This window comes from Pleurocapsa minor HA4230-MV1, from assembly GCA_019359095.1.
Taxonomy (GTDB): Bacteria; Cyanobacteriota; Cyanobacteriia; order Cyanobacteriales; family Xenococcaceae; genus Waterburya; species Waterburya minor.
In genome coordinates this window covers 54,370-75,285 of record JAHHHZ010000033.1, presented here as the reverse complement: position 1 = coordinate 75,285, position 20,916 = coordinate 54,370, and the positions used below count along the sequence as shown (strand labels likewise).

21 protein-coding genes are annotated in these 20,916 nt (G+C 41.4%); 7 read left to right on the top strand and 14 right to left on the bottom strand.

Annotated elements, in window-relative coordinates; genetic code table 11:
• Positions 1 to 9 precede the first annotated feature (9 nt).
• Together KME09_23020 and KME09_23015 are read right to left on the bottom strand one after the other, a co-directional pair.
• Positions 10 to 1,344 carry an MATE family efflux transporter gene (locus tag KME09_23020; protein ID MBW4536808.1) on the bottom strand — a complete coding sequence of 445 codons (1,335 nt, stop codon included), beginning with the start codon at positions 1,342 to 1,344 and terminating at the stop codon, positions 10 to 12.
• A 35-nt stretch (positions 1,345 to 1,379) separates the two neighbouring features.
• Positions 1,380 to 2,279, bottom strand: coding sequence for an AEC family transporter (locus KME09_23015; protein MBW4536807.1), 900 nt, complete (start codon positions 2,277 to 2,279; stop codon positions 1,380 to 1,382).
• A gap of 198 nt (positions 2,280 to 2,477) precedes the next feature.
• On the opposite strand from KME09_23015, the gene KME09_23010 reads away from it, so the two are divergent.
• On the top strand, positions 2,478 to 3,164 hold the full coding sequence (locus KME09_23010; protein ID MBW4536806.1) for a PHP domain-containing protein: 687 nt from the start codon (positions 2,478 to 2,480) through the stop codon (positions 3,162 to 3,164).
• A 179-nt stretch (positions 3,165 to 3,343) separates the two neighbouring features.
• Here KME09_23010 and KME09_23005 read toward each other — a convergent pair whose 3' ends face one another.
• The 4 genes from KME09_23005 to KME09_22990 all read right to left on the bottom strand — a co-directional run bounded on the left by KME09_23005 (position 3,344) and on the right by KME09_22990 (position 7,965).
• Positions 3,344 to 6,247, bottom strand: a complete 2,904-nt coding sequence (locus tag KME09_23005) for a DEAD/DEAH box helicase (protein ID MBW4536805.1) — start codon at positions 6,245 to 6,247, stop codon at positions 3,344 to 3,346.
• 96 nt (positions 6,248 to 6,343) lie between these two features.
• Positions 6,344 to 6,565 (bottom strand): hypothetical protein, encoded by a 222-nt coding sequence (locus tag KME09_23000; protein MBW4536804.1) that lies wholly within the window; start codon positions 6,563 to 6,565, stop codon positions 6,344 to 6,346.
• A gap of 274 nt (positions 6,566 to 6,839) precedes the next feature.
• Positions 6,840 to 7,349 carry a pentapeptide repeat-containing protein gene (locus tag KME09_22995; protein MBW4536803.1) on the bottom strand — a complete coding sequence of 170 codons (510 nt, stop codon included), beginning with the start codon at positions 7,347 to 7,349 and terminating at the stop codon, positions 6,840 to 6,842.
• 61 nt (positions 7,350 to 7,410) lie between these two features.
• Positions 7,411 to 7,965: an NUDIX hydrolase gene (locus KME09_22990; protein ID MBW4536802.1), complete on the bottom strand. Its 555-nt coding sequence runs from the start codon at positions 7,963 to 7,965 to the stop codon at positions 7,411 to 7,413.
• 119 nt (positions 7,966 to 8,084) lie between these two features.
• Between KME09_22990 and KME09_22985 the strand changes: the two genes are divergently transcribed.
• A complete protein-coding gene (locus tag KME09_22985) occupies positions 8,085 to 8,432 on the top strand; it encodes a translation initiation factor (protein MBW4536801.1) in 348 nt (115 codons plus the stop codon).
• Positions 8,433 to 8,581: 149 nt separating this feature from the next.
• Here KME09_22985 and KME09_22980 read toward each other — a convergent pair whose 3' ends face one another.
• Positions 8,582 to 9,520 (bottom strand): hypothetical protein, encoded by a 939-nt coding sequence (locus tag KME09_22980; GenBank protein ID MBW4536800.1) that lies wholly within the window; start codon positions 9,518 to 9,520, stop codon positions 8,582 to 8,584.
• 337 nt (positions 9,521 to 9,857) lie between these two features.
• Complete coding sequence (locus KME09_22975) at positions 9,858 to 10,952, bottom strand: inositol-3-phosphate synthase (GenBank protein MBW4536799.1); 1,095 nt, start codon at positions 10,950 to 10,952, stop codon at positions 9,858 to 9,860.
• 74 nt (positions 10,953 to 11,026) lie between these two features.
• Between KME09_22975 and KME09_22970 the strand changes: the two genes are divergently transcribed.
• Positions 11,027 to 12,844, top strand: a complete 1,818-nt coding sequence (locus KME09_22970) for a fatty acyl-AMP ligase (GenBank protein ID MBW4536798.1) — start codon at positions 11,027 to 11,029, stop codon at positions 12,842 to 12,844.
• Positions 12,845 to 13,011: 167 nt separating this feature from the next.
• A complete protein-coding gene (locus tag KME09_22965; protein ID MBW4536797.1) occupies positions 13,012 to 13,560 on the top strand; it encodes a CDP-archaeol synthase in 549 nt (182 codons plus the stop codon).
• Positions 13,561 to 13,569: 9 nt separating this feature from the next.
• Here the strand turns inward: KME09_22965 and KME09_22960 are convergent, their stop codons facing one another.
• Positions 13,570 to 14,106, bottom strand: coding sequence for a DUF4334 domain-containing protein (locus KME09_22960; GenBank protein ID MBW4536796.1), 537 nt, complete (start codon positions 14,104 to 14,106; stop codon positions 13,570 to 13,572).
• Positions 14,107 to 14,229: 123 nt separating this feature from the next.
• Positions 14,230 to 15,414: an NAD(P)H-quinone oxidoreductase subunit H gene (locus KME09_22955; protein ID MBW4536795.1), complete on the bottom strand. Its 1,185-nt coding sequence runs from the start codon at positions 15,412 to 15,414 to the stop codon at positions 14,230 to 14,232.
• Between the two features lie 245 nt (positions 15,415 to 15,659).
• On the opposite strand from KME09_22955, the gene KME09_22950 reads away from it, so the two are divergent.
• Positions 15,660 to 16,943, top strand: a complete 1,284-nt coding sequence (locus KME09_22950) for a bifunctional folylpolyglutamate synthase/dihydrofolate synthase (protein ID MBW4536794.1) — start codon at positions 15,660 to 15,662, stop codon at positions 16,941 to 16,943.
• Between the two features lie 18 nt (positions 16,944 to 16,961).
• On the opposite strand, the gene KME09_22945 is transcribed toward KME09_22950, so the two are convergent.
• A complete protein-coding gene (locus tag KME09_22945; GenBank protein ID MBW4536793.1) occupies positions 16,962 to 18,119 on the bottom strand; it encodes an aminotransferase class V-fold PLP-dependent enzyme in 1,158 nt (385 codons plus the stop codon).
• 81 nt (positions 18,120 to 18,200) lie between these two features.
• The gene (locus KME09_22940; GenBank protein ID MBW4536792.1) at positions 18,201 to 18,416 is read right to left on the bottom strand and encodes a hypothetical protein; all 216 of its coding nucleotides are present in this window, start codon (positions 18,414 to 18,416) and stop codon (positions 18,201 to 18,203) included.
• 105 nt (positions 18,417 to 18,521) lie between these two features.
• On the opposite strand from KME09_22940, the gene KME09_22935 reads away from it, so the two are divergent.
• On the top strand, positions 18,522 to 18,743 hold the full coding sequence (locus tag KME09_22935) for a hypothetical protein (GenBank protein ID MBW4536791.1): 222 nt from the start codon (positions 18,522 to 18,524) through the stop codon (positions 18,741 to 18,743).
• 2 nt (positions 18,744 to 18,745) lie between these two features.
• Positions 18,746 to 19,237: a 2-amino-4-hydroxy-6-hydroxymethyldihydropteridine diphosphokinase gene (gene folK / locus KME09_22930; protein ID MBW4536790.1), complete on the top strand. Its 492-nt coding sequence runs from the start codon at positions 18,746 to 18,748 to the stop codon at positions 19,235 to 19,237.
• A 4-nt stretch (positions 19,238 to 19,241) separates the two neighbouring features.
• Here folK and queC read toward each other — a convergent pair whose 3' ends face one another.
• Positions 19,242 to 19,919 carry a 7-cyano-7-deazaguanine synthase QueC gene (gene queC / locus KME09_22925; protein MBW4536789.1) on the bottom strand — a complete coding sequence of 226 codons (678 nt, stop codon included), beginning with the start codon at positions 19,917 to 19,919 and terminating at the stop codon, positions 19,242 to 19,244.
• A 44-nt stretch (positions 19,920 to 19,963) separates the two neighbouring features.
• Positions 19,964 to 20,914 carry a transposase gene (locus tag KME09_22920; protein MBW4536788.1) on the bottom strand — a complete coding sequence of 317 codons (951 nt, stop codon included), beginning with the start codon at positions 20,912 to 20,914 and terminating at the stop codon, positions 19,964 to 19,966.
• Positions 20,915 to 20,916 lie beyond the last annotated feature (2 nt).

Here is a 20,916-nt window from a genome sequence, read left to right as displayed (position 1 = left end):
TGAGTTGTATCAATCTAGCTTACAAGTAGTGATGCCTGAATAATTAATTTTCCAGCCTAAAGTAATACTTCGAGTTGCCATAAATAGAGCTAGAGCTAGCCAGAGTAAGTGATTAGTTTGCCAATACCAAGCAGCGATCGCCATCGGTGTAAAACCAATGATTGCTGCAATTAGAGTAGATTGGCGCAAAATTTTACCTGCGGTTAAGCCTAAAAAATAGCCATCGAGCATGTAGGCGATTGAACCAAAACCCAATACAGGAAATAACCACCAGAGATAATTACTAATTTGCTGAATTACTTCTGCGTGACTGGTTAATAAACCAAATAAAGGCCGAGGGAAAAAGCTAAACACGGCAGCAAAACCCAAGCCAGCGAGCAAGCTTACGCTACCCGCTAATTTTAATAACGGCAGCAGTTGTTCTTTTGTCCCTTGTCCGTGGAGATTTCCCGCAATACTTTCAGTAGCAAAGGCAACACCATCAATAAAATAAGCTGCCAAAGTAACCACCTGCAATAAGAGCGTATTACTAGCTAAAATCGTTGTTCCCATTGTGGCGCTGAGGTTAGTAAACACAGCAAAGGTGGATATTAAGGCTAAGGTACGAATCAAAATATCTTGATTGAGGAAAAAAGCAGTCTTGAGGGCAGATAATTCCCAGATCTGCGATCGCTGTTGTTGCCAAGATATCCCCGCCAGTTCGCGGTATACCAAAGCTAATCCCATAATTAGGGTGATTAATTGACTAATAGCCGTTGCTCCACCCGCCCCCGCGCTTGACTGTCCCCAGCGAACCACAAACAGATAATCTAGAGCAATGTTAGCGCCATTATTGACCAAAGACATGAGCAAGACTCCTTTTCCTTGTTCTCGCCCTAAAAACCAACCGAATAAGACAAAGTTGAGTAAAGTAGGAGGCGCACCCCAAATCAGGGCGTTATAATAAGCTCTCCCTGCTTGAAGCACTTCAGGATCGGCTTGGAGTAAGTTAAAGCCAATTTCTCTTAGGGGTTGCTGTAGCAAGAGAATAATGATTCCAATAACTACAGCGATCGCACTATTGCGTAACAAAATTAGGATCTCAACTTGCGTATCTCCTCTACCTCTGGCTTGGGCGGTTAATCCTGTCGTCCCCATGCGCAGAAAACCAAAAGTCCAGTAAATATAATTAAATAACACTGTAGCGATCGCCACCCCCGCTAAATGACGAATTTCCGTCAAATGACCCAAAAATGCCACATCAACCAGACTAGCCAATGGCACCATCAGGTTAGAAATGACATTGACGATCGCTAATTGCCAAAAACGCTTTTGATGATCGAGTGTTGAAGAGTAGTGATTCAATATCTTTTACCTAATTAAACCTTTTAAATAGACAACTAAGCGCCAAGAGCTAACAAAAACGATAATAAAATCGGCAACGTAATAAAGCTCATTAAAGTAGAAGTAACAATTGCCCTGGCTACTAAATCTTGATCTCCACCAAACTCACTGACAATCACGAAGGAACTAACTGCGGTGGGCATCCCACTCTCTAAAACAAGGATCTGTAAATTGAGAGTTTCTAACTGAAGTAGTCTACCAATGACATAGGCAATCATCGGCGCGCAGGTCAAACGAGCGATCGCTAAAATAATTTCTTTAATCTCTGGTCGAAAACGAGTCTGGGATAATTGAATTCCCAATAAAATCAAGGCGATGGGAATATCTGCTGCACCCAACTGCTCAATACCCTTGTCTAATCCCCAAGGAATTTTTGGCGACCAGTAATGCAAGCCTAGACCAAATAAAAATGCCCACAACAGCGGTAGCTTGAGAGTAAGTTTAAAACCCTCAATGATCCCCTTACCTCGAATCATTGCTGGGCCAAAGCAAAACATCAAAAAGGCAGAACCCAGCATATAGATAATTGCCCGATCTAATCCTGCTGTCCCCAAAGCGAAAGTGGCGACTGGCAGACCCATATTGCCATTATTAGGAAACATAACTACGGCGGTAATAGCTCGACTTAAAGGAGCAGGTAGGCTCAAGAGACGACTGATGACGGTGACAATTAGGTAGAGACTGAGGGATGTTAAAGCAAAGCCAAGTAAAAGCTTACTGGAACTATCTAAAGACACCTCAGTACGATATAAACTACTAATCACCAAAGCGGGAGATAAGACGTAAAGGGATAGCTGAGAGAGGGTTGAACGCTGTAGAGGAATAGTACGACCGACAACAAAGCCAATCAAAATAATCAAGCCCACAGGAAGGACAGCAGGTAGCAAAGTCGTCATGTAAAAATTATTAACTAATTCTATATCTTTTATTTGGGATCGATATCATTTTTTTTGATGACCTTAAAGTCATATCTGTCAAGGGATTTAAGAATTTTTTTATAGTTATTGGTTATTCAAAGCTTTCCCAAGGGGTCTTTTATTTTGTTATGTTATTTGTAACAATTAGAAACACTTCTCGGCTATCTATTGACGCATATGGTTGTGACATATTCTCTCAAACCGACAGCACAGGATATTGGACACTTGATGAGTGTTTGGAAGACAATTGATGCTGCTAGTTGTCCTCACTCATACAACTTTCATTTACATACTATTGCTTCAGATGGTCAATTAACGCCAGTAGATTTAATCCAGCAGGCGATCGCGATCGGCTTAAAAGGTTTGGCAATTACAGATCATCATTCTGTAGATGGCTTTAAAGAAGCAGCATCTTATCTTGACACTATTAGTTTAGAGCGAAAAAACTTACCTCAGCTATGGACAGGTACAGAAATCACTTCCAGATTATTGTCAGTGGAAGTACATATCTTAGGTTATGGATTCAATCCAGAGCATCCTGCAATCAGCTCATATCTGCAAGGAAATAGACCCCATGAAGAAGCTGCTCAAGCCGAACGAGTAATTGAGAGTATTCATCAAGCTGGAGGACTGGCTGTTTTAGCTCACCCAGAACGCTATCGTCTCTCAGCGAGCCAGTTAATTCCTGCTGCTGCGCAATTGAATATTGATGCTGTAGAAACTTACTATGCTTATAACAACCCTCAAATTTGGCAGCCTAGTCCTGGAAAAACAGAAATAGTTCAGGCTTTAGCCACAAAACATCATCTTTACAGTACCTGTGGGACTGATACCCATGGCACTAATATCCTCCAAAGACTCTAAACCCTATACTTTAATTCTCTACTTCCTATTTCCTACTTCCTTGAATAGTCCATCTCAAAGTGAGAGTTTCCCGCTAGCGACGGTTTATATCAAGTCCGCTTAATTACTTCTTACAATAATCTTTGCGCCTTTGCGTCTTTGCGCGAGTTTTAATTGGAATTGTCTAAACGGACTTCATATTAAATTGGGAAACGCTTCATCATTGCGTTTGCTTCTCTGGCATTGTTAGATAGGGTACTAGAAATATTAGGAATTTGCGGAATTTGCGACAGCACATCAACAGTACGGCGGAGCATTCTGACAATATCTCCTTCTGCTAAACTAACGCTGTCACAAAGATCTTGCCAATTCATTCCTAACGCCCACTGTTCGCATAATCCCACCAGTCCATATTCGCGCCAAACGGGTAGACCAACTCCATGACGACGCTGTACCTGAAACAGACGAGTTCTAATTTCTCTGATGGCTGAACTGCTTTCGGTTGATTTGTTGACTCCCAAAACGTCTAACACTTCAGGTGGGGGAGGAAAATCACACCAAACATCAGCGCGGGGAGTTTCAGTAATTAAAGCACAGACGGTAGCTGCCAGATGATGGGGTTCAAGATGTTCTAATTCCCCAGAGACAAAGACTAAGGCTAACCAAAGTTCATTGTCACCGCGAATAGTCGCTGCTGCTTGACCTAAGAAACTAGGACTGTATTCTTTTAAAGCCTCGAATTCCTGTAAAACTTCGATCAGATTGAGAAACTCTTCCCAGTAATAGGATTGATTCGACTTTTGCTTTTGGTACTTAATCTGAGTTTTGTGTAGTTTATCCCGTAGTTGCAGTCGCTTTTGATATTTTTTGAGCAGTTGATTAGGATTGTCTACCTGTTGTACGGGATGGCAATCAATCTCTCGCTGTAGTCGATCTAGTTTCTGCTGTTGTTCGGTTACTTCGGCAGCAGGAGCAATGGGGATGATGCGATCGCTTATTTGTTTGACAATGAGGGCGGTGAATTCATCTCCTTTAAGCCATTTGCCTAGTTTGACGTTATCTAGCGGAGGTAAAGCAATTTCGGCTATTTCTGCATCAGTCAAAGTTCCAGGGTTAATTTCAGTAACATCAGCGTTAGCAGCAACATACCAATAGTTATCGGCCGCTAAACAAAGTAAATTAGGCGCTCTACCTGAACCAGGAATTTTAGCAATTAATACCGCAGCCAGAGGGGAGTTGACGCGAATATGTTTACCTTTTAAGCCGATAATTCTGCCTGGCTCTATTTGGGGAACTAAAGGCTTAAGCTGATTTTTTTGGTTAATTTCTGCCTGTTGTTGCAAAATGTCGAGTAATCTCTGTTCTTCAACCGCCCGTTCTCGCAGTTTCTGATAGCCAGCTAATTTTCCTGGGGGAATGGCAGCCAGGGAAATATCTAACCTCGCCAGTTCGGTGGTAATTTCAGCGATCGCCGTTTGTTCGGGAGCGAGTCTTTTTTGCGACAGATATTCGGCAAAACTACGTTCTAGTAATTCTTTGACTTCAGGTAAAGTGTATTTTTGCAGTAGGTTCAGCACCATGCCATAGGAAGGAGTAAACCAGCTTCTTAGGGGTTCCGCGCTTGAAGTTGCCAGGAAGGCAGCCTCTTTTGCCCCTTCAAAGGGAGTTTGGATCGTCACAACATGACCCACCTGATCTTTGCCTCTTCTACCAGCTCTACCTGCAATCTGCAAAAATTCTGAGGGACTAAGCATACTATGTCCCCCATCGGTACGTTTAGAAAGAGCAGACACGACCGTAGTACGGGCAGGCATATTAATTCCCGCTGCTAAAGTAGCAGTAGCAAAAACAATCTTGACCAGTCCCATTTCAAACAGTCTTTCGACCAGTTCTTTCCAGGCGGGGAGCAAACCTGCATGGTGGGACGCAATTCCCCGCATTAAAGGCTCAATCTGGTCAATGCGAGCAATTTGGGAATTCTCACACAAGAATTGCCACAGTAAATATTTTTGATTGGGATTGGCTGTTAAATAATTAGCTAAGTTCATCTCTGCCTGCTCATTATCGGCTAGATAATCTCGCAGTAATTCAGCTAATTCGGCGTTAACTGAACCAAAATGGGTTAACAATGCTGTCTGAAGCTCAACATTATTAGTTAAAAAGAAATACAGTAAAATACTTTCAATTTTTTGACCTTCTTCGGCGGAAACTAAAGCCAGACCATCGATCATTTCTACTGCCTTATCGCAACCCCGTCGGCTAAAAATAATATAGATCGCTGGGAGCATGTCTTTATTTTGTAGCTGCTGCACCACCTGATAAATTTTGGGACAGTCTTTAATTTTCAAGCGTTTGGGCTTTTGTCCTTGACGGGAAGCGACGGACTTAAGTTTGGGGCTGATCTCGGTTTCCGTTTGATTTAACAATCGGTGTAGCCCACTGCGATCGCAAAAGTAATAGCGCAAAGGCACAGGGCGAAAATCAGAATTAATTAGTTCGCACTCATATTTGGTGGCATTGTTCGGCTTAGAATTACGCACCTTCGTAATCCAGTCGGTCAACTCCTGGGGATTACCAATCGTTGCAGATAAAGCTACTAGCTGAATTTGGGGTGGACAATAAATAATTGATTCTTCCCAGACTGTCCCCCGAAAGCGATTGCTAATATAGTGGCACTCATCCAGCACCACCGCTTCAACATCGGCTAGAGATGTACCTAACTGGCCGATCGGCGTTTCGTAGAGCATATTCCGAAAAATCTCTGTGGTCATAACTACCACATCAGCATTCGGATTGATAATCGTATCTCCTGTGAGTAGCCCAATCTTGCGCGAGTCTCCTTGGGCAAACTGTTCCTGAAAATCGCGAAACTTTTGATTAGAAAGCGCCTTCAGGGGAGTGGTATAAAAAACTCGCTTACCATGGCTTAGAGCGCGATAAATGGCATATTCACCAATTAGAGTCTTTCCTGAACCTGTAGGAGCGCAGATGACTACAGATTTGTTTGCTGCTAAGGCGGCGATCGCCTTATGTTGGAATTCGTCTAGCTCAAAGGGAAATAATTCTTGCGGATTTAACTCAGAATTAGCAGCGATTAGATTCACAAGTGGTTCTATAGGGTCGGACTCTGGGTCACTATACTAGATTTAATTCTTTATATTGTGACATTTTTGCCAAATTTGTGATTTGGGGCAACAAAATTAAGACCCTGCGATATCTCTAATCAACATCACTTTAGAGCTAATATAGCCAATTAAATTCTGGCGCTCTTCCGAACTCCAACTCGAAGATTTATCAATCTGGCGCATGATTTGCTGGATTAAATCTTGATCGTCTAGCTGCAACAACACCTGTTGGTTGATAGCTGATACAGAAGACCAAACCGCATGGACGATTCTTGATTCTATACTAGTATTTCTCATAATGTTGAATTTTAGCCTAACGACTATCCGCAATAAAGTAAATTTGAACACATTCAAAAGCTAACACAAATATAAAGAGAATCTTAAGAATTCTCAGAATTATCAACATAACTTCACTAGTGAGAAATTACCTTTTCATGCTTGATTAACAAGCTCTTCCTAAAGGATACCGCTTCGCGACGCGCAGCTAGTCCTTTAGGGCATATAGCTTTTGGCTCTTAGCTTTTAGCTTACCAACAATGATGGCGATCGCTTAATTACTGAAATATTTATGTTAAGGACAATACAGCGTATCTTTTGTATTTCGACCTGTAGTGGGGTTAGTGCCACTGGCAACTTCACAGAGCTTTTTTTCCGTGGTAGGACTGAGCAAAGCATCGGTAAAATCTGCTCCTGTAATGATTGTTTCATTCATCAAAGCGTTAGTTAGATATGCTCCTGTTAAGATTGCGTTGGTTAAATTGGCACGGGTAAGACGCACTGATTCTAAACTGGCGTAGCTGAGGTTAGCACCTTCCAAGTTAGCTTGAGCCAAATTTGCCCCGAAAAAACGTACCCCCGTAGCATCAATAAAACTCAGATCGCTGTCTCGCAGATTAGTATGGTCGAAACTAGCATCTTTTAGATCTTGGTGGGAAAAATCTGAGTTAATCAAAGATTGTTTATTGTAATCAGCACTCCAAGCAGGAGCAACTCCCCAGGAAATCGTCACGAGCAAGGCAATAACTAAAGTGAAAACACTGGAGATAAATGCGGGTAGACAAAATTTAATTCTGAGTTTCATGGTTCTATTAAATATTTTAAAAGCTCTAAAATAACTATACGTTTCCAGGAGTTAACTTGATCTAGCTTGATTTTAAATAAGCCCGCGCCATGTAAAAACAGGCGATGGATTTGCCATCAATCGGTTCACCGTTTAGAATAGCTGCTTCTAATTCCGACTCGCTCATTAACACCACCTCAAGATCCTCATCCTCATCCTGCTGTGGTGGGATAGCTAATTTTTCTAGATCTTGTGCCAAAAAAGCATAAATATATTCATCAGAATATCCAGGGGCGAGAATAAATTTGCCCATATCTTGCCATTTATTCGCTCTATAGCCCGTTTCTTCCTCTATTTCTCGCTTAATTGTCTCAAAAGGAGACTCATTGGCTTCTACTGTGCCTGCTGGAAATTCGAGCAATCTACCTTCTACAGTGAAGCGATATTGTTTAACCAGGACAAACTTACCATCAGCGGTGACGGGAACAGCTAAAGCTCCCCCTGGATGGCGAATACATTCCCATTCTCCCTCCACTCCATTAGGTAAACGCAGTTTCACAACTTCATAGTCAAACTTACGCCCTTTGTAAGCTAGCTTGCGCTCTAAAATTTCTGATGGTTCTTTTCCTACAGACATGATGCTTAATTAATACTACCTTAATTGCACAAACATCATATCTTGGTACTGCTGTGGTTGTGTAAGAACTTGATAGTATTGTTTTAGCTATCAGCAAATTAATGATTAATCAAATAAATATGGCTGGTCAAAAGAAATCAAAGCAAAATCCGATTGCATATCAAGAGTTCGGCAACGTAGATAACTCCAAAGCTATGGCAAGGGGAGTTCCTGATTTACCACCCAACCAACAAGATTTAAGAATACAGACAACGCGATCGGGTAGAAAGGGTAAGACTGTTACTATTGTCACTGGGTTTCAGCATAAACCAGAAACTCTTAGTCAGCTATTGAAGAAGTTAAAAAGCCAATGTGGCAGTGGCGGGACGGTGAAAGATAACAGTTTGGAAATTCAGGGCGATCATAAACAGAAACTATTAGAGACGCTGACCAAAATTGGCTATAAAGCGAAACTCAGTGGTGGTTAAAAATCTGTCGCGTATTTGATATGCTTGCTGTGATTGGGTTCTGAAGTCAATTAAGCTAACTTGAATTGCAGCTTAAATTGGAAAATCGAAAAACTTAAACAAAAAAAGTCCAATCGCACTAATTTTTGCAAATCAAAAGCTTGAATAAATTACCAATTTATATCTACTCGTAATTTTGATACACTGTCAGGAAGCGATTTAAGAGGGTTATCATAAATATCTATATGATATTTCAGTGCAGATAAATTACCAATGCTTTCTGGTAATCCCGTTAAGTTATTACAAATAAGTTCTAAATGTTCTAACTTGGTTAAATTACCAATATTGTCTGGCAATTGTACTAGACAATTATAACTAAGATTTAAATCTTTTAGCCGAATTAAGTTACCAATACTATCTGGTAAATATTTTATATGATTGCTTTGAGCATTTAATTCTTGAAGATTTTGCAGTTCACCAATACTATCTGGTAAAGATGTTAAATATCCTCCTTCAATATCGAGATGTTTTAGCTGATGTAATTTGCCAATATTATTAGGTAGTGTTAGTAAATTTTCATTACCACCAATTTCTAAACGTTCTAAATTGCCTAGATTGCCTATAGTATCAGGTAATGAATGTATAGAAGTATTGTGAATTAAAAGATATGTGAGCGATTTAAGCTGTCCAATGCTATCTGGTAATTTCTCTAAATAGGTGAGATAACTATGACAACCGAGAAGTGTAAGTTCTTTGAGATTCTCTAATTCACCAATACTTTCTGGCAATTGTTTAAGTCGCCAACAGTCAGTGATATAAAGTTTTTCTAATTTTTTAAGCTTACCAATACTTTCTGGTAAGTATTCTAATGCATAATTAAAATCTTTAAGATAAAGCGTTTTTAAGTTAGACAACTTACCTATGCTGTCAGGTATTTTTTCAATAAATCTAGGAGAGTCATCAATGGATAAATATTCTAAGCTTGAGATATCACCAATAGAATCAGGTATAGTTGATTTATAATTACATGAAAAATTTAATCTTAATTCTTTTATTTGAAAATTGATAGCAGTTTCGATTAATTTTTCAACTTCTTCAAAAGTTGTCATGTAGATTTGATTGCCTAGCATATCATAAGTAGCTATCGCCTCAAGAATAAAGAATTAAAAGTATTTGTGGGAGATGATTTTACTGCAACACTTTTAAGCACTAAAGAGAAAATTAGTGGTGGTTAAAAGCCAAGTAAAAGCTTGTCAGGGCGATTAATCAATTCAATCGCCCCTAAGATCTAACGATCAATTTAAAAATAAGATGCAGTTGGTAAATCAAAGTATGATTTCAAAATTATCATTTTCTTAATCGCATTTAAAAAGCTAATAGCTGATGGCTACGAACAGAAACATTTTGTACGTAATACATTAAATTACCAACGCTAATAAGATTAGATTATTGCTCGACAATAAAAGCCTCAGTCATTTGATAGGCTTGATCATCAGTAAACTGCTCTGGTGGATGCTTCATAAAGTAAGCAGAAGGCGCTGTTAGTACGCCACCAATACCGCGATCTAGACCGAGCTTACAACAGCGAATGGCATCGATGACCACCCCTGCGGAGTTGGGAGAATCTTCGACGGAAAGTCTCATTTCTAAATTCATTGGCACATCGCCAAACAATTTACCTTCAATGCGAATAAATGCTACCTTGTTGTCTTTTTGCCAAGGGACATAATCACTAGGCCCAACATGAATATCTTCATCTTCTAGGCGTTTAGCAATTACGCCCTGTACGGCTTCGGTTTTCGACTCTTTTTTAGAATCTAGACGACTGCGATCGAGCATGTTGCGGAAATCAGTATTACCGCCAGTGTTGAGCTGATAAGTACGTTCGACTTTAACCCCGCGTTTTTTGCACAAATCGACTAAAGTGCGGTGACTAATGGTTGCCCCAAACTGCGATTTAATATCATCGCCGATAATGGGAATCCCGTGACTTTTAAACTTTTCTGCCCACAATGTCTTGCTAGCGATAAAGACAGGAATACAGTTAACAAAAGCGACTCCTGCATCCAAAGCGCATTCAGCATAAAACTCCACGGCTTCTTGAGAACCCACAGGGAGGTAATTGACTAAAACCTCTGTCCCAGACTGTTTAAGAATGTTGACAATATCTGCTTTTGACTGTTCAGGGCGATCGCTAATTACAAAAGTATATTTTTCATCAGCATCTTGCATGTGGGCTGCCACACCATCTAGAATTGCGCCCATTTGTACCTTCACTCCAGTTTGGGGTACATTTTCACAGAAAACAGTTGTACAGTTAGGAGGAGCAAAAATCGCCTCGGCGACATCTTTGCCTACTTTGCGCTGGTCAATATCAAACGCAGCAACTACCTCAAGATCGTAAGGCTTGTAGCCTCCCAAATCCCAGTGCATCAAGCCAATGGCATCTTCTGCCTGTTTATCTCGGTAGTATTCGATTCCTTGGATAAGAGAACTGGAACAGTTTCCTATACCGACAATTGCTACTTTTATACTCCCCACGATTTTACCTTCCTCCGTTATTGGACTACATTATAGGGAAATCTTACAGTCATTGTTTAAAGAATGGTAAACGAATGGTAATTAATTCCACCATAGTAGATGTTTTACTTGATAAAGCGACAATTGTACCCTATCAAACTGCCTATACCTTTTTAGCCGATGGCGAAAATGAATCTGGTAGCTGTACATACCAACAATTAGATCTTCAGGCACGAGCGATCGCCGTACAGTTGTTGACTAAAGTTAAGCCAGGCGATCGCGCTTTATTGGTTTATCCCTATACTGCTGGTTTAGAGTTTATTGCTGCTTTTATGGGTTGTCTCTATGCTGGAGTTGTTGCCGTTACCGACTATCCCCGACAGCATATTAAATCACTTAGCCAGTATCAAGATCGGATTGTCGATTGTCAAGCCTCCATTGCCTTAACTACCCACGAATTTGCCGATCGCGTCAAAGGACAGTTAATAGCTCATCCCACCATGGCGCTCAAGCTCAAAGCTTTACCCTGGATAGAGAGCGATCGAGTCGATCTGGGTTTGGCCGAGCATTGGCGATCGCCTAAAATTGACGGTGATACTTTAGCGTTTTTACAATATACTTCTGGGTCAACGGGACAACCCAAAGGAGTAATGGTGACTCATGGCAACGTGCTGCACAACTCTGAAGTTATTTATCAATCTTTTGGTCATCATCCTCAAACTAAAATCCTGATGTGGCTACCCATGTTTCACGATATGGGCTTAATTGGCGGGGTGATGCAGCCTCTATTTGCTGGATTGCCTGCGGTATTAATGTCACCAATCGCTTTGGCACAGCAGCCTTTTCTCTGGTTACAGGCATTGTCTAAATATCAGATAACTACTAGTGGCGGGCCAAATTTTGCCTACGATCTTCTTTGCCAAAAGATTACCGACGAGCAAAGAGCTAGTTTAGACCTTAGTCATTGGGAAGTGGCGTTTACAGGAGCGGAGCCTGTGCGGGCAGAAACCCTTGCCAAGTTTAGTCAGTTATATAAACCCTGTGGATTTAAAAAAGAAGCCTTCTACCCCTGTTACGGTATGGCTGAGGGAACATTGTTGATTACGGGTATCGATGCCTCTGAATATCCGACTATTACCTATCTTGATCGACAAGCTTTAACGCAAGACCAGGTGTTAGTTGTAAACGCGGAGCATCCTAATGCTAAAGCAGTCGTTAGTTGTGGTCATACTTGGCTGGGAGACGAAGTGATTATCGTTAATCCTGAAACTAAAACTCAGTGTGAAGGCGATGGCGCATCCGCGCCGTCTACGAAACGCATCGGCGAAATTTGGGCAGCAGGGGCAGGTATTGGCAAAGGATACTATCAAAGGGAAGAACAAACCGAGGCGACTTTTCAAGCGAGATTAGCTGATAGCTCAAATAAGACTTATCTTCGTACAGGGGATCTGGGATTTATTCAAGACGGTGAACTATATATTACGGGAAGGATTAAAGACATGATGATTCTTTGGGGGCGAAATCATTATCCGCAACACATTGAAGAAACAGTGGAAAGCTGCCATCCTGCCCTTCGTCCTAATCATGGTGCCGCCTTTAGCATCGATCTAGGGGGAGAAGAACAGTTAGTGATCGCTCATGAAGTCAATCGTACTGATTTACGTACGCTCAACGCCGAGGAAGTTATCGGGGCAATTCGTCTAGCAGTGGGAGAACAAAATATGGCGAATGTCTTTGCCGTAGCTTTACTCAAAACTGGTAGTATTCCTAAAACTTCCAGTGGCAAAATTCAGCGAAAAGCCTGTCAGAGTATGTTTCTTGATGGTAGTTTAAACACCGTAGCGCAATGGCAGCAGTCAGAAATACCCGAAACCGATATTACTGATTTGGCGGGGCAATTTTTTAGTGATTAATGCTCAAGAGACACCAGGAAAGTTAATTTAATTAATCTTTATCTCCAAGCGATCGCTTAGTTGTCTAAAATCGACATTTGCTAATATTATTAGCCAAGTAGTAATTATGACGCTTAGTGATATTATTACTAAAAAATCATATTGTTTCTGGGATTTAGATATATATAATGGGCTGGACACAATACTTTATTCCAGATACTTTAAATTTACTTTGGCTAGCTCTTAGTCTATTTATTGCTGGAGTTATTGAAGCTTTTTTGTGGAAAACCAGTCCGTTTCAAGCCTTGAATGTTCCCATTCAAATTGATTGGTTTGGGGAAAACAAAAAATGGCGTGGCTTAATAAGTTTACCGCTGGCGATGGTCACCAGTGTTTATTTATTAAATCTATTAGAAATAATAATTCCTGTTCTTTCTCGGCAAGCAATTTCCTTTTCTAACTTCAATCTAATTGAGTTTGGTCTATTAGTTGGTTTTATATTTAATCTTGCCGAGTTACCCAATTCTTTTATTAAACGTCGTTTGGATATTCCCCCTGGTGATGAAAATAATCAGCTTTTTTATTTCATCGATCATATGGATTCTACCTACGGGGTTCTAATCTTGTGGTACTTCTATTTTCACTTTCCTTTACACTTTATTGTCACAGGTTTAATTGTCACTCCATTATTATTTATGGGTGCAACAGAGTTAAGAAAAAAATTAGGCTTAAAATAACTAAAATTGCTATTCTCTTTTTAAGGTAAAAAAGAAGGGTTGGGGTATTGATTTATAATCCATTAAACCTAAAACAGTATTGTTATCTACTTTTCTAAACACGTCGTTAATAGGTAGATAATCATAAATCATCGTGGCGCTGACTTTACCTCGATGTTCCATCATGCGAATTCTGGCTTTACTCTCTTCTGTTTTGAGTAGCTTATTCATCGCACTATAAAAAGGTTTTAGACCTTCATTTTTAGGAATAGGGAAACTAAGTCCCAGGTTCATTATTGTGGGGTTAGGGTCAACCTTAAAAATACTATTACCATCGGTAAACAGTAAAGGATGGACATGATCTGGAGAGATAAATTCTTTGCCATACCAGTTGAAAGCTTCAAGTAAACCATCCATCGGATGATGAGTCGGAAAACCCGATCCTTGCCATCTACCAAGCATAAATTCGATGTCTACAGGTTCTAGTTCATCAAAGAGTTGCAGTGCTTCTTCGGTGCTAGTTTGATTTTGTTGAGCGATCGCCTGAAAATTAGCTGAAGTGTCCATGACTTTAATGGTATGAAACTACTTTACTTACATCATAAAGGGTCAGACTAAATGGAGATCCTAAATAAATAAAAAAGGCGGGATAATCCCACCTTTAGTAAAATGTAGCTTGAATTTCTTATTCTAGCGATCTACTGACCCCATAATGATGTCGATGCTGCCGAGAATAGGCATAATATCCGCCAACTTAACGCCTTTCAATAGTTCAGGTAAAATCTGTAGATTGTTAAAGTCAGGGGCGCGGATTTTCCAACGCCAGGGGAAGACATTATCATTCCCGACGATAAAGATACCTAGTTCACCCTTGCCAGTTTCCAATCGAACGTAGTGTTCGCCTGCGGGGATTTTAAAGGTGGGGGCAACTTTTTTGGCGACATACTGATATTCAAAATCATTCCACTTTGATTTACGCCCTTCAGCCATCCGTTGTGCTTCGAGGTTTTCGTAAGCGCCACCAGGAATACCTTTTAATGCCTGACGGATAATTTTGATCGCTTCGCGCATTTCACGAACCCGCACTAGGTAACGAGCAAAACAATCGCCCGCCGTTTCCCACTGGACATCCCAGTCAAAGTCGTCATAGCATTCGTAGTGGTCTACTTTGCGCAAATCCCATTTAACTCCAGAAGCCCGTAGCATTGGCCCTGATAAGCCCCAGTTAATGGCTTGAGCGCGAGAAATTGTGCCGACTCCTTCCACCCGACGACGGAAAATGGGGTTGTTAGTAATCAGTTTTTCATATTCATCAACTTTTGGGTCGAAATAATTACAAAAATCTTCACACTTGTCAAGCCAACCGTAGGGCAGATCGACCGATACACCACCAATACGGAAATAGTTATTGTTAATTAACCGTTGTCCAGTGGCTGCTTCCCAAAGGTCATAAATTAGCTCTCGTTCACGAAAAATGTAGAAGAAGGGAGTTTGTGCGCCCACATCTGCCATAAATGGGCCAAGCCATAATAAATGATTGGCAATGCGGTTTAACTCCAGCATGATGACGCGGATATATTGAGCGCGTTTTGGCACTTCAATACCCGCCAACTTTTCAGGGGCATTTACGGTAATGGCTTCATTAAACATGCCTGCTGCATAGTCCCAACGGCTTACATAGGGGACGTACATAACGCTGGTGCGATTTTCCGCAATTTTCTCCATGCCTCGATGAAGATAACCGATTACAGGTTCACAATCGATTACATCTTCCCCATCAAGCGTAACAATGAGGCGCAAAACACCGTGCATTGAAGGATGATGAGGCCCCATGTTGAGAATCATGGGTTCGGTTCTAGTTTCTATCTGTGCCATAAATCAGCGCTTTATCTTATATGAGGAATTATGATCTGCAACTGCAACTTTGCTATCTATCTTATCTAGTTTCAGTACCCGATCTGACATGAAACTACATTGCTTGAGCAAAATTCTCGCCAAACTAGCTTGACTCCTGGTGAAGCAAGTATAAGTTGATTAATAATTCTCCAAAAAATTAAAGACTCTGACCGTAGCATAGATTATGATTATTTGTGTCGCGATATTTCGGCGGAGTTGTGGGCATGGTAGTTAAAGAAAACAGGATTAGCACTCTTCTAGATCCTTTTCAGCGTTTCGGCGTTCACCTCGGTTTAGACCGAATTAAAAAGCTACTGGCAGACTTGGGTAATCCTCAGGATCGAGTACCGATTATTCATGTGGCAGGAAGTAATGGCAAGGGTTCAGTCTGCGCCTATCTCTCCTCGATCTTAACTGAAGCAGGTTATCGAGTCGGACGCTACACCTCACCGCATTTAGTCGATTGGACAGAACGAATTCAAATTAACGAACAGGCGATCGCCAATAATGCTTTAGTAGAAATATTACAAGAAATCCAGTCAGCGATCGCGATTGATACCGAAAGTCCGACCCAATTTGAAGTAATTACCGCAGCAGCCTGGCTCTATTTTGCGCGATCGCAAGTCGATCTGGCAGTAATCGAAGTGGGGTTGGGTGGCAGGCTTGATGCTACTAACGTTAAGGATAGTAGTTTGGTTAGCGTGATTACCTCCTTAAGTAGAGAACATTGGCAACGTTTAGGCCCGACTCTAGCTGATATTGCCCGAGAGAAAGCAGGGGTGATTAAGGCTAATTGCCCTGTAGTCGTCGGTCAACTTCCTTTATCGGCCAAAGAAGTAGTTCAAGCCAAGGCAGAAGAATTAAACGCACCCATGACCATAGTTGAACCCGCTACCGAGGTTAAAATTACTGGATCTAACCAAACTACCTGGGCAAAGTACCAAGATTTGCAATATCCTCTCCCTCTATTGGGTCAAGTCCAGTTGAGTAATTCGGCGATCGCCATCGCCACCATCAAAATTTTACAACAACAGGGATGGCACATTCCCGAACTAGCAATTCAAACGGGTATCAATAAAACTCGTTGGCGAGGAAGATTGCAGTGGACAACTTGGAACGATCGTCCTTTGTTAATTGACGGCGCTCACAATCCCGCAGCAGCGATCGCCTTACGACAGTATGTAGACACCCTCAATAAGCCTGTTATCTGGGTGATGGGGATGTTATCTACCAAAGATCACGAAGACATTTTTGAGGCGCTGTTAAGGCCCAATGATGAAGTACACTTAGTTCCCGTGCCAGGTCACAGTAGCGCCAATCCTGAAGAATTAGCTATTTTGGCAATTCAAGTTTGCCCTCGTCTCAACAATTGCCAAACCCATCAGGATGTTACTCAGGCATTGGATATGGCGATCGCTCAATCTGATCGAGATCCAGACCGATTAACTGTTTTATGTGGCTCTTTGTATCTTATTGGTAGCATTAGTTGTTTAAAACAGAATGTTTAAACTAGTTTTGATTTGCCTTTAATTAGCTTGACGTAAGGATTTAATCGTGGCGATCGCTGTTTCTCCCACCGTGGCAATTTCTTCTGGGGTATTAAACCGACCAATGCCAAACCGCAGAGAAGCATGGGCTAGTTTTTCATCTCTACCTAAAGCAGTTAAAACATGGGAAGGTGCAGTAGATTCAGCAGAACAAGCCGAACCAGAAGACACTGCTACTAATGGCTGTAAGGCTAATAATAAAGCCGAACCGTTGACCCCTTCAATACTCAAATTAAGATTATTCGGCAGGCTATGAGTAAAATCGCCGTTTAAATAAATACCGTCTAGAGGTTCAAATATCGACCAGAGTTGTTTTTTAAGCTGCATTAAACGCTCTGATTCACTTTTCATGGATTTCACCCCAATTTCGAGAGCTTTAGCAAAGCCGACTATCTGTGGGGTATAGAGAGTACCCGATCGCCTACCTCTTTCTTGTCCGCCTCCTTGAATCTGGGAAGCTAACTTAACTCTGGGGTCGCGACGACGCACATATAAAGCGCCGATTCCTTTTGGCCCATATACTTTATGAGCAGTTAAGGACATCAAATCAATCTTCATTGCTGCCACGTCTAAAGGAATTTTGGCGATCGCTTGGGCAGCATCGGTATGAAATAATACTCCGCGATCGTGGCAAAGTTCGCCTATTTCGGCTAAAGGTTGCAGCACACCAATTTCGTTATTGGCTGCCATAACTGAAACCAAAATCGTATCCTCGCGGATGGCTGCTTCTAGCTTAGTCAAATCCAAAATACCGTTAGACTGCACAGTCAGATAGGTAACTTCAAAACCCAAAGTTTCTAAATAAGCACAGGGATCGAGTACCGCCCGATGTTCGGTAGCGACAGTAATGATATGTTTACCTTGATTAAAATAAGCTTCGGCAACCCCTTTAATCGCTAAATTATTGGCTTCCGTTGCCCCACTAGTAAAGACAATTTCTTCAGGCGTGGCGTTGATGATCTGGGCGATCGCTTCTCTGGCATTTTTTACGGCAGCATTGGCTTCCCAGCCATAAACATGAGTATTACTCGAAGGATTACCAAAACTCTCGGTAAAGTAAGGCAACATCTCTTCTAGTACCCGCCGATCCATTGGGGTAGTAGAGTGAGCATCAAGATAGATTGGACGACGATCCATAGTTTAAATATCAAACTTTCCATTCCTAAGTATAGCTAGCGTGATTGGCACAAAAGCAACTATTACTTCTAACGACCAAGCTCAGTAGGACTCTGTAGGTTCTTCTGTCCCTAACTGAACTACCCCAATCAGGCTTTGAGTCCAGGGATTAAGACCCGCCAAAGGATTCACGTCTGTTGTTGGATGACTCAACACCAGCGTTTCCTGTTGAATTGAACTTAACAATGACTGCACTAAACGCCAGCGATCGCCAACAGACAACTGCAATGCCTGATTTTGTATTTCTTGTAACGTCATCAGCTCTCTCTCTACAACTCTTTATCCATTATACGTTCATGCTGTCTCTATCAATCTGAAAGCACTTTTGATCGAGGATTTCATGCTGACTAATGTTGAACGCCGATAAGCTTTCAGCTACGCGAAAAAGCCGAATGCCATCGCCGTCGACGAATTATTAAAATGATTACAGAAAAGCAAATGCTCACTGTGGATCAAGCTGCAAACATCTTGGATGTTCCTGGCAAGGAGGCGGAGGTGTTACTAAGGCAACTCTACCAAAAATCCAGAATTGATCTTGATAATCGCAGTGATTATATGGCTGTTGTTTATCTACCCCCCAAATAATCATGACAGAATGCGCGATCGCTTTAGGTAGTAATCAGGGAGATTCTTTAAGTATCTTAGAAAGTTCTCTCAATGCCCTCAATCAAATTCCTGGAATCAAGCTGAAGACAACTTCCCGTTGGTATCAAACCAAACCTGTTGGCACTGATGAAACTCAGTCTGACTATCTCAACGGCTGTGCTTTATTATCTGCTGCGCAAACTCCAGAGGAATTATTAGCTATTTTGCAAGCTACGGAAATACAGTTTGGGAGAACCAGTAAAGGAGATCTTCAACCCCGTACTTTGGATCTAGATTTATTGCTATATGGAGATTTAGTTCTTAATACTCCAACCTTAACTTTGCCTCATCCACGGATGACAGAAAGAGCATTTGTCTTAGTACCCCTGGCGGAAATTGCTGCTGACTGGATTGAACCAGTATCGGGAACCAAGATTGCTAAATTACTGAGAAACGTTGACACTTCTGGAGTACAGCCATTCGTTACGATTTAGTCAGCTATTGCCTTATCTTGTCGCTAGTGAGATCCGATCTTCCTGCTTCAATTAAAGCGCGATCGCGTATTCGACAAGAATCACATAATCCACAAGGTGTTTCACCACCCTGATAACAAGACCAAGTATCGGCGATGGGAACATTTAACTCCAAAGCACGACGAACGATATCCAGCTTGGAATCTTTTACTAAAGGTGCAATTAACTGAGGGGCATTACCTTCTACTCCTGCTTTAGATGAGAGATTAGCCAGCTTTTGATAGGCTGCTAAATATTCAGGACGACAATCGGGATAACCAGAATAGTCTACGGCATTAATTCCCAGATAAATCGCTTGGGCGTTTTTCGCTTCGGCGAGGGAAAGAGCGATCGCCATAAAAACCGTATTGCGTCCTGGTACATAAGTAGAAGGAATAATATCAGGCTCTAAACCCTCTTGAGGAATGGGCATAGACTGATCCGTCAGGGAAGATCCACCCCACTGAGCTAGATCGATTTCGCTGATAAAGTGTTCTTTAATTCCCAAGGCTTCAGCTATCTTTTTGGCAGCTACTAACTCCTTTTCGTGTCTTTGACCATAGCGGAAAGAAAGCGCAATAACCTGATACCCTTCGGCGATCGCGATCGCTGCTGTAGTGGCGGAATCCAATCCTCCAGAAAGTAAGACTACTGCTTTGTTCATAAAAATTTGATTGACGGGAAACTTGTCTTTATATTCTCTCTAATCTATTCTACTTGTCGAAGTTCCTTCACAAACTCGTAAAACAACATCCGAGTTAACTTAAATAGAATTCTAGTTAGCGCGTCTTTACCCTTGACTGATTTTCTCAGTTCTTGATAGCGATCGCTTAATTCCTGTCTTAAGGCATTATGTTTGATATTTTTGGTGCGGGAAAGAGTGCAAACTGCCCAGATATAAAGATGGGAGCGAATTATACCGTTGCCGTGAAACTTACGTTTAACCTTGTCTCCTGATTGTTTGTAGCTGTAGGATAGACCGCAAAAAGCTTGAAACTTACGCAGGGAACGAGGGCGTTTTTGTAGTTTCAAGCCTTGGCGTTCATATTCTACCCAAGGTTTACCATCAACTAATAATTTTTCAAACGGATAAAGGTTGAAAAGTAATAATGCTCTAACGTTTAGCCCAAATCCAAAGCGGTTAAACACGGCATTATAAACATCGAATTCTGGTAGGTTGAGGCAAGATGCGATCGCGCTGAGGGTTTGGGTAATTCGTAACTCTAAAGCAATGATGGTTTGAGCATGGTCACGGGTGTAATCAGTAATGGCAATGCCTAATTCTGGCGCTACTGATAGCTTGTACTTATTGTCGTAACGAGTGTTTTTGATGCCTATAGCTAGCCAGTAAATCAATGGCGTATATCCCTTGATTTTGGATATTTTCATCGATTGTCGTGCTACTTCGGGGAACTCATGATAGTGAATTATTTTGCGATGCGCTTTGCGCGGGCTTTGCCCATCGCTATTCTTGTTTAAGTAGCTAACCTTGATTAATTCTTCTGACAAGTAGCCGACCTTAACCAAGTGTCGGCAATGAGGTCGCTCGATCAGTTTAGATAAAGCCACAGCACTAATCCAATCTGGATTTAAAGCAAAATAATCTTTAATTTGCTTACGGTTAAAAATGCCTATCCTTCGTGCAGTCAATTTGCTCATCT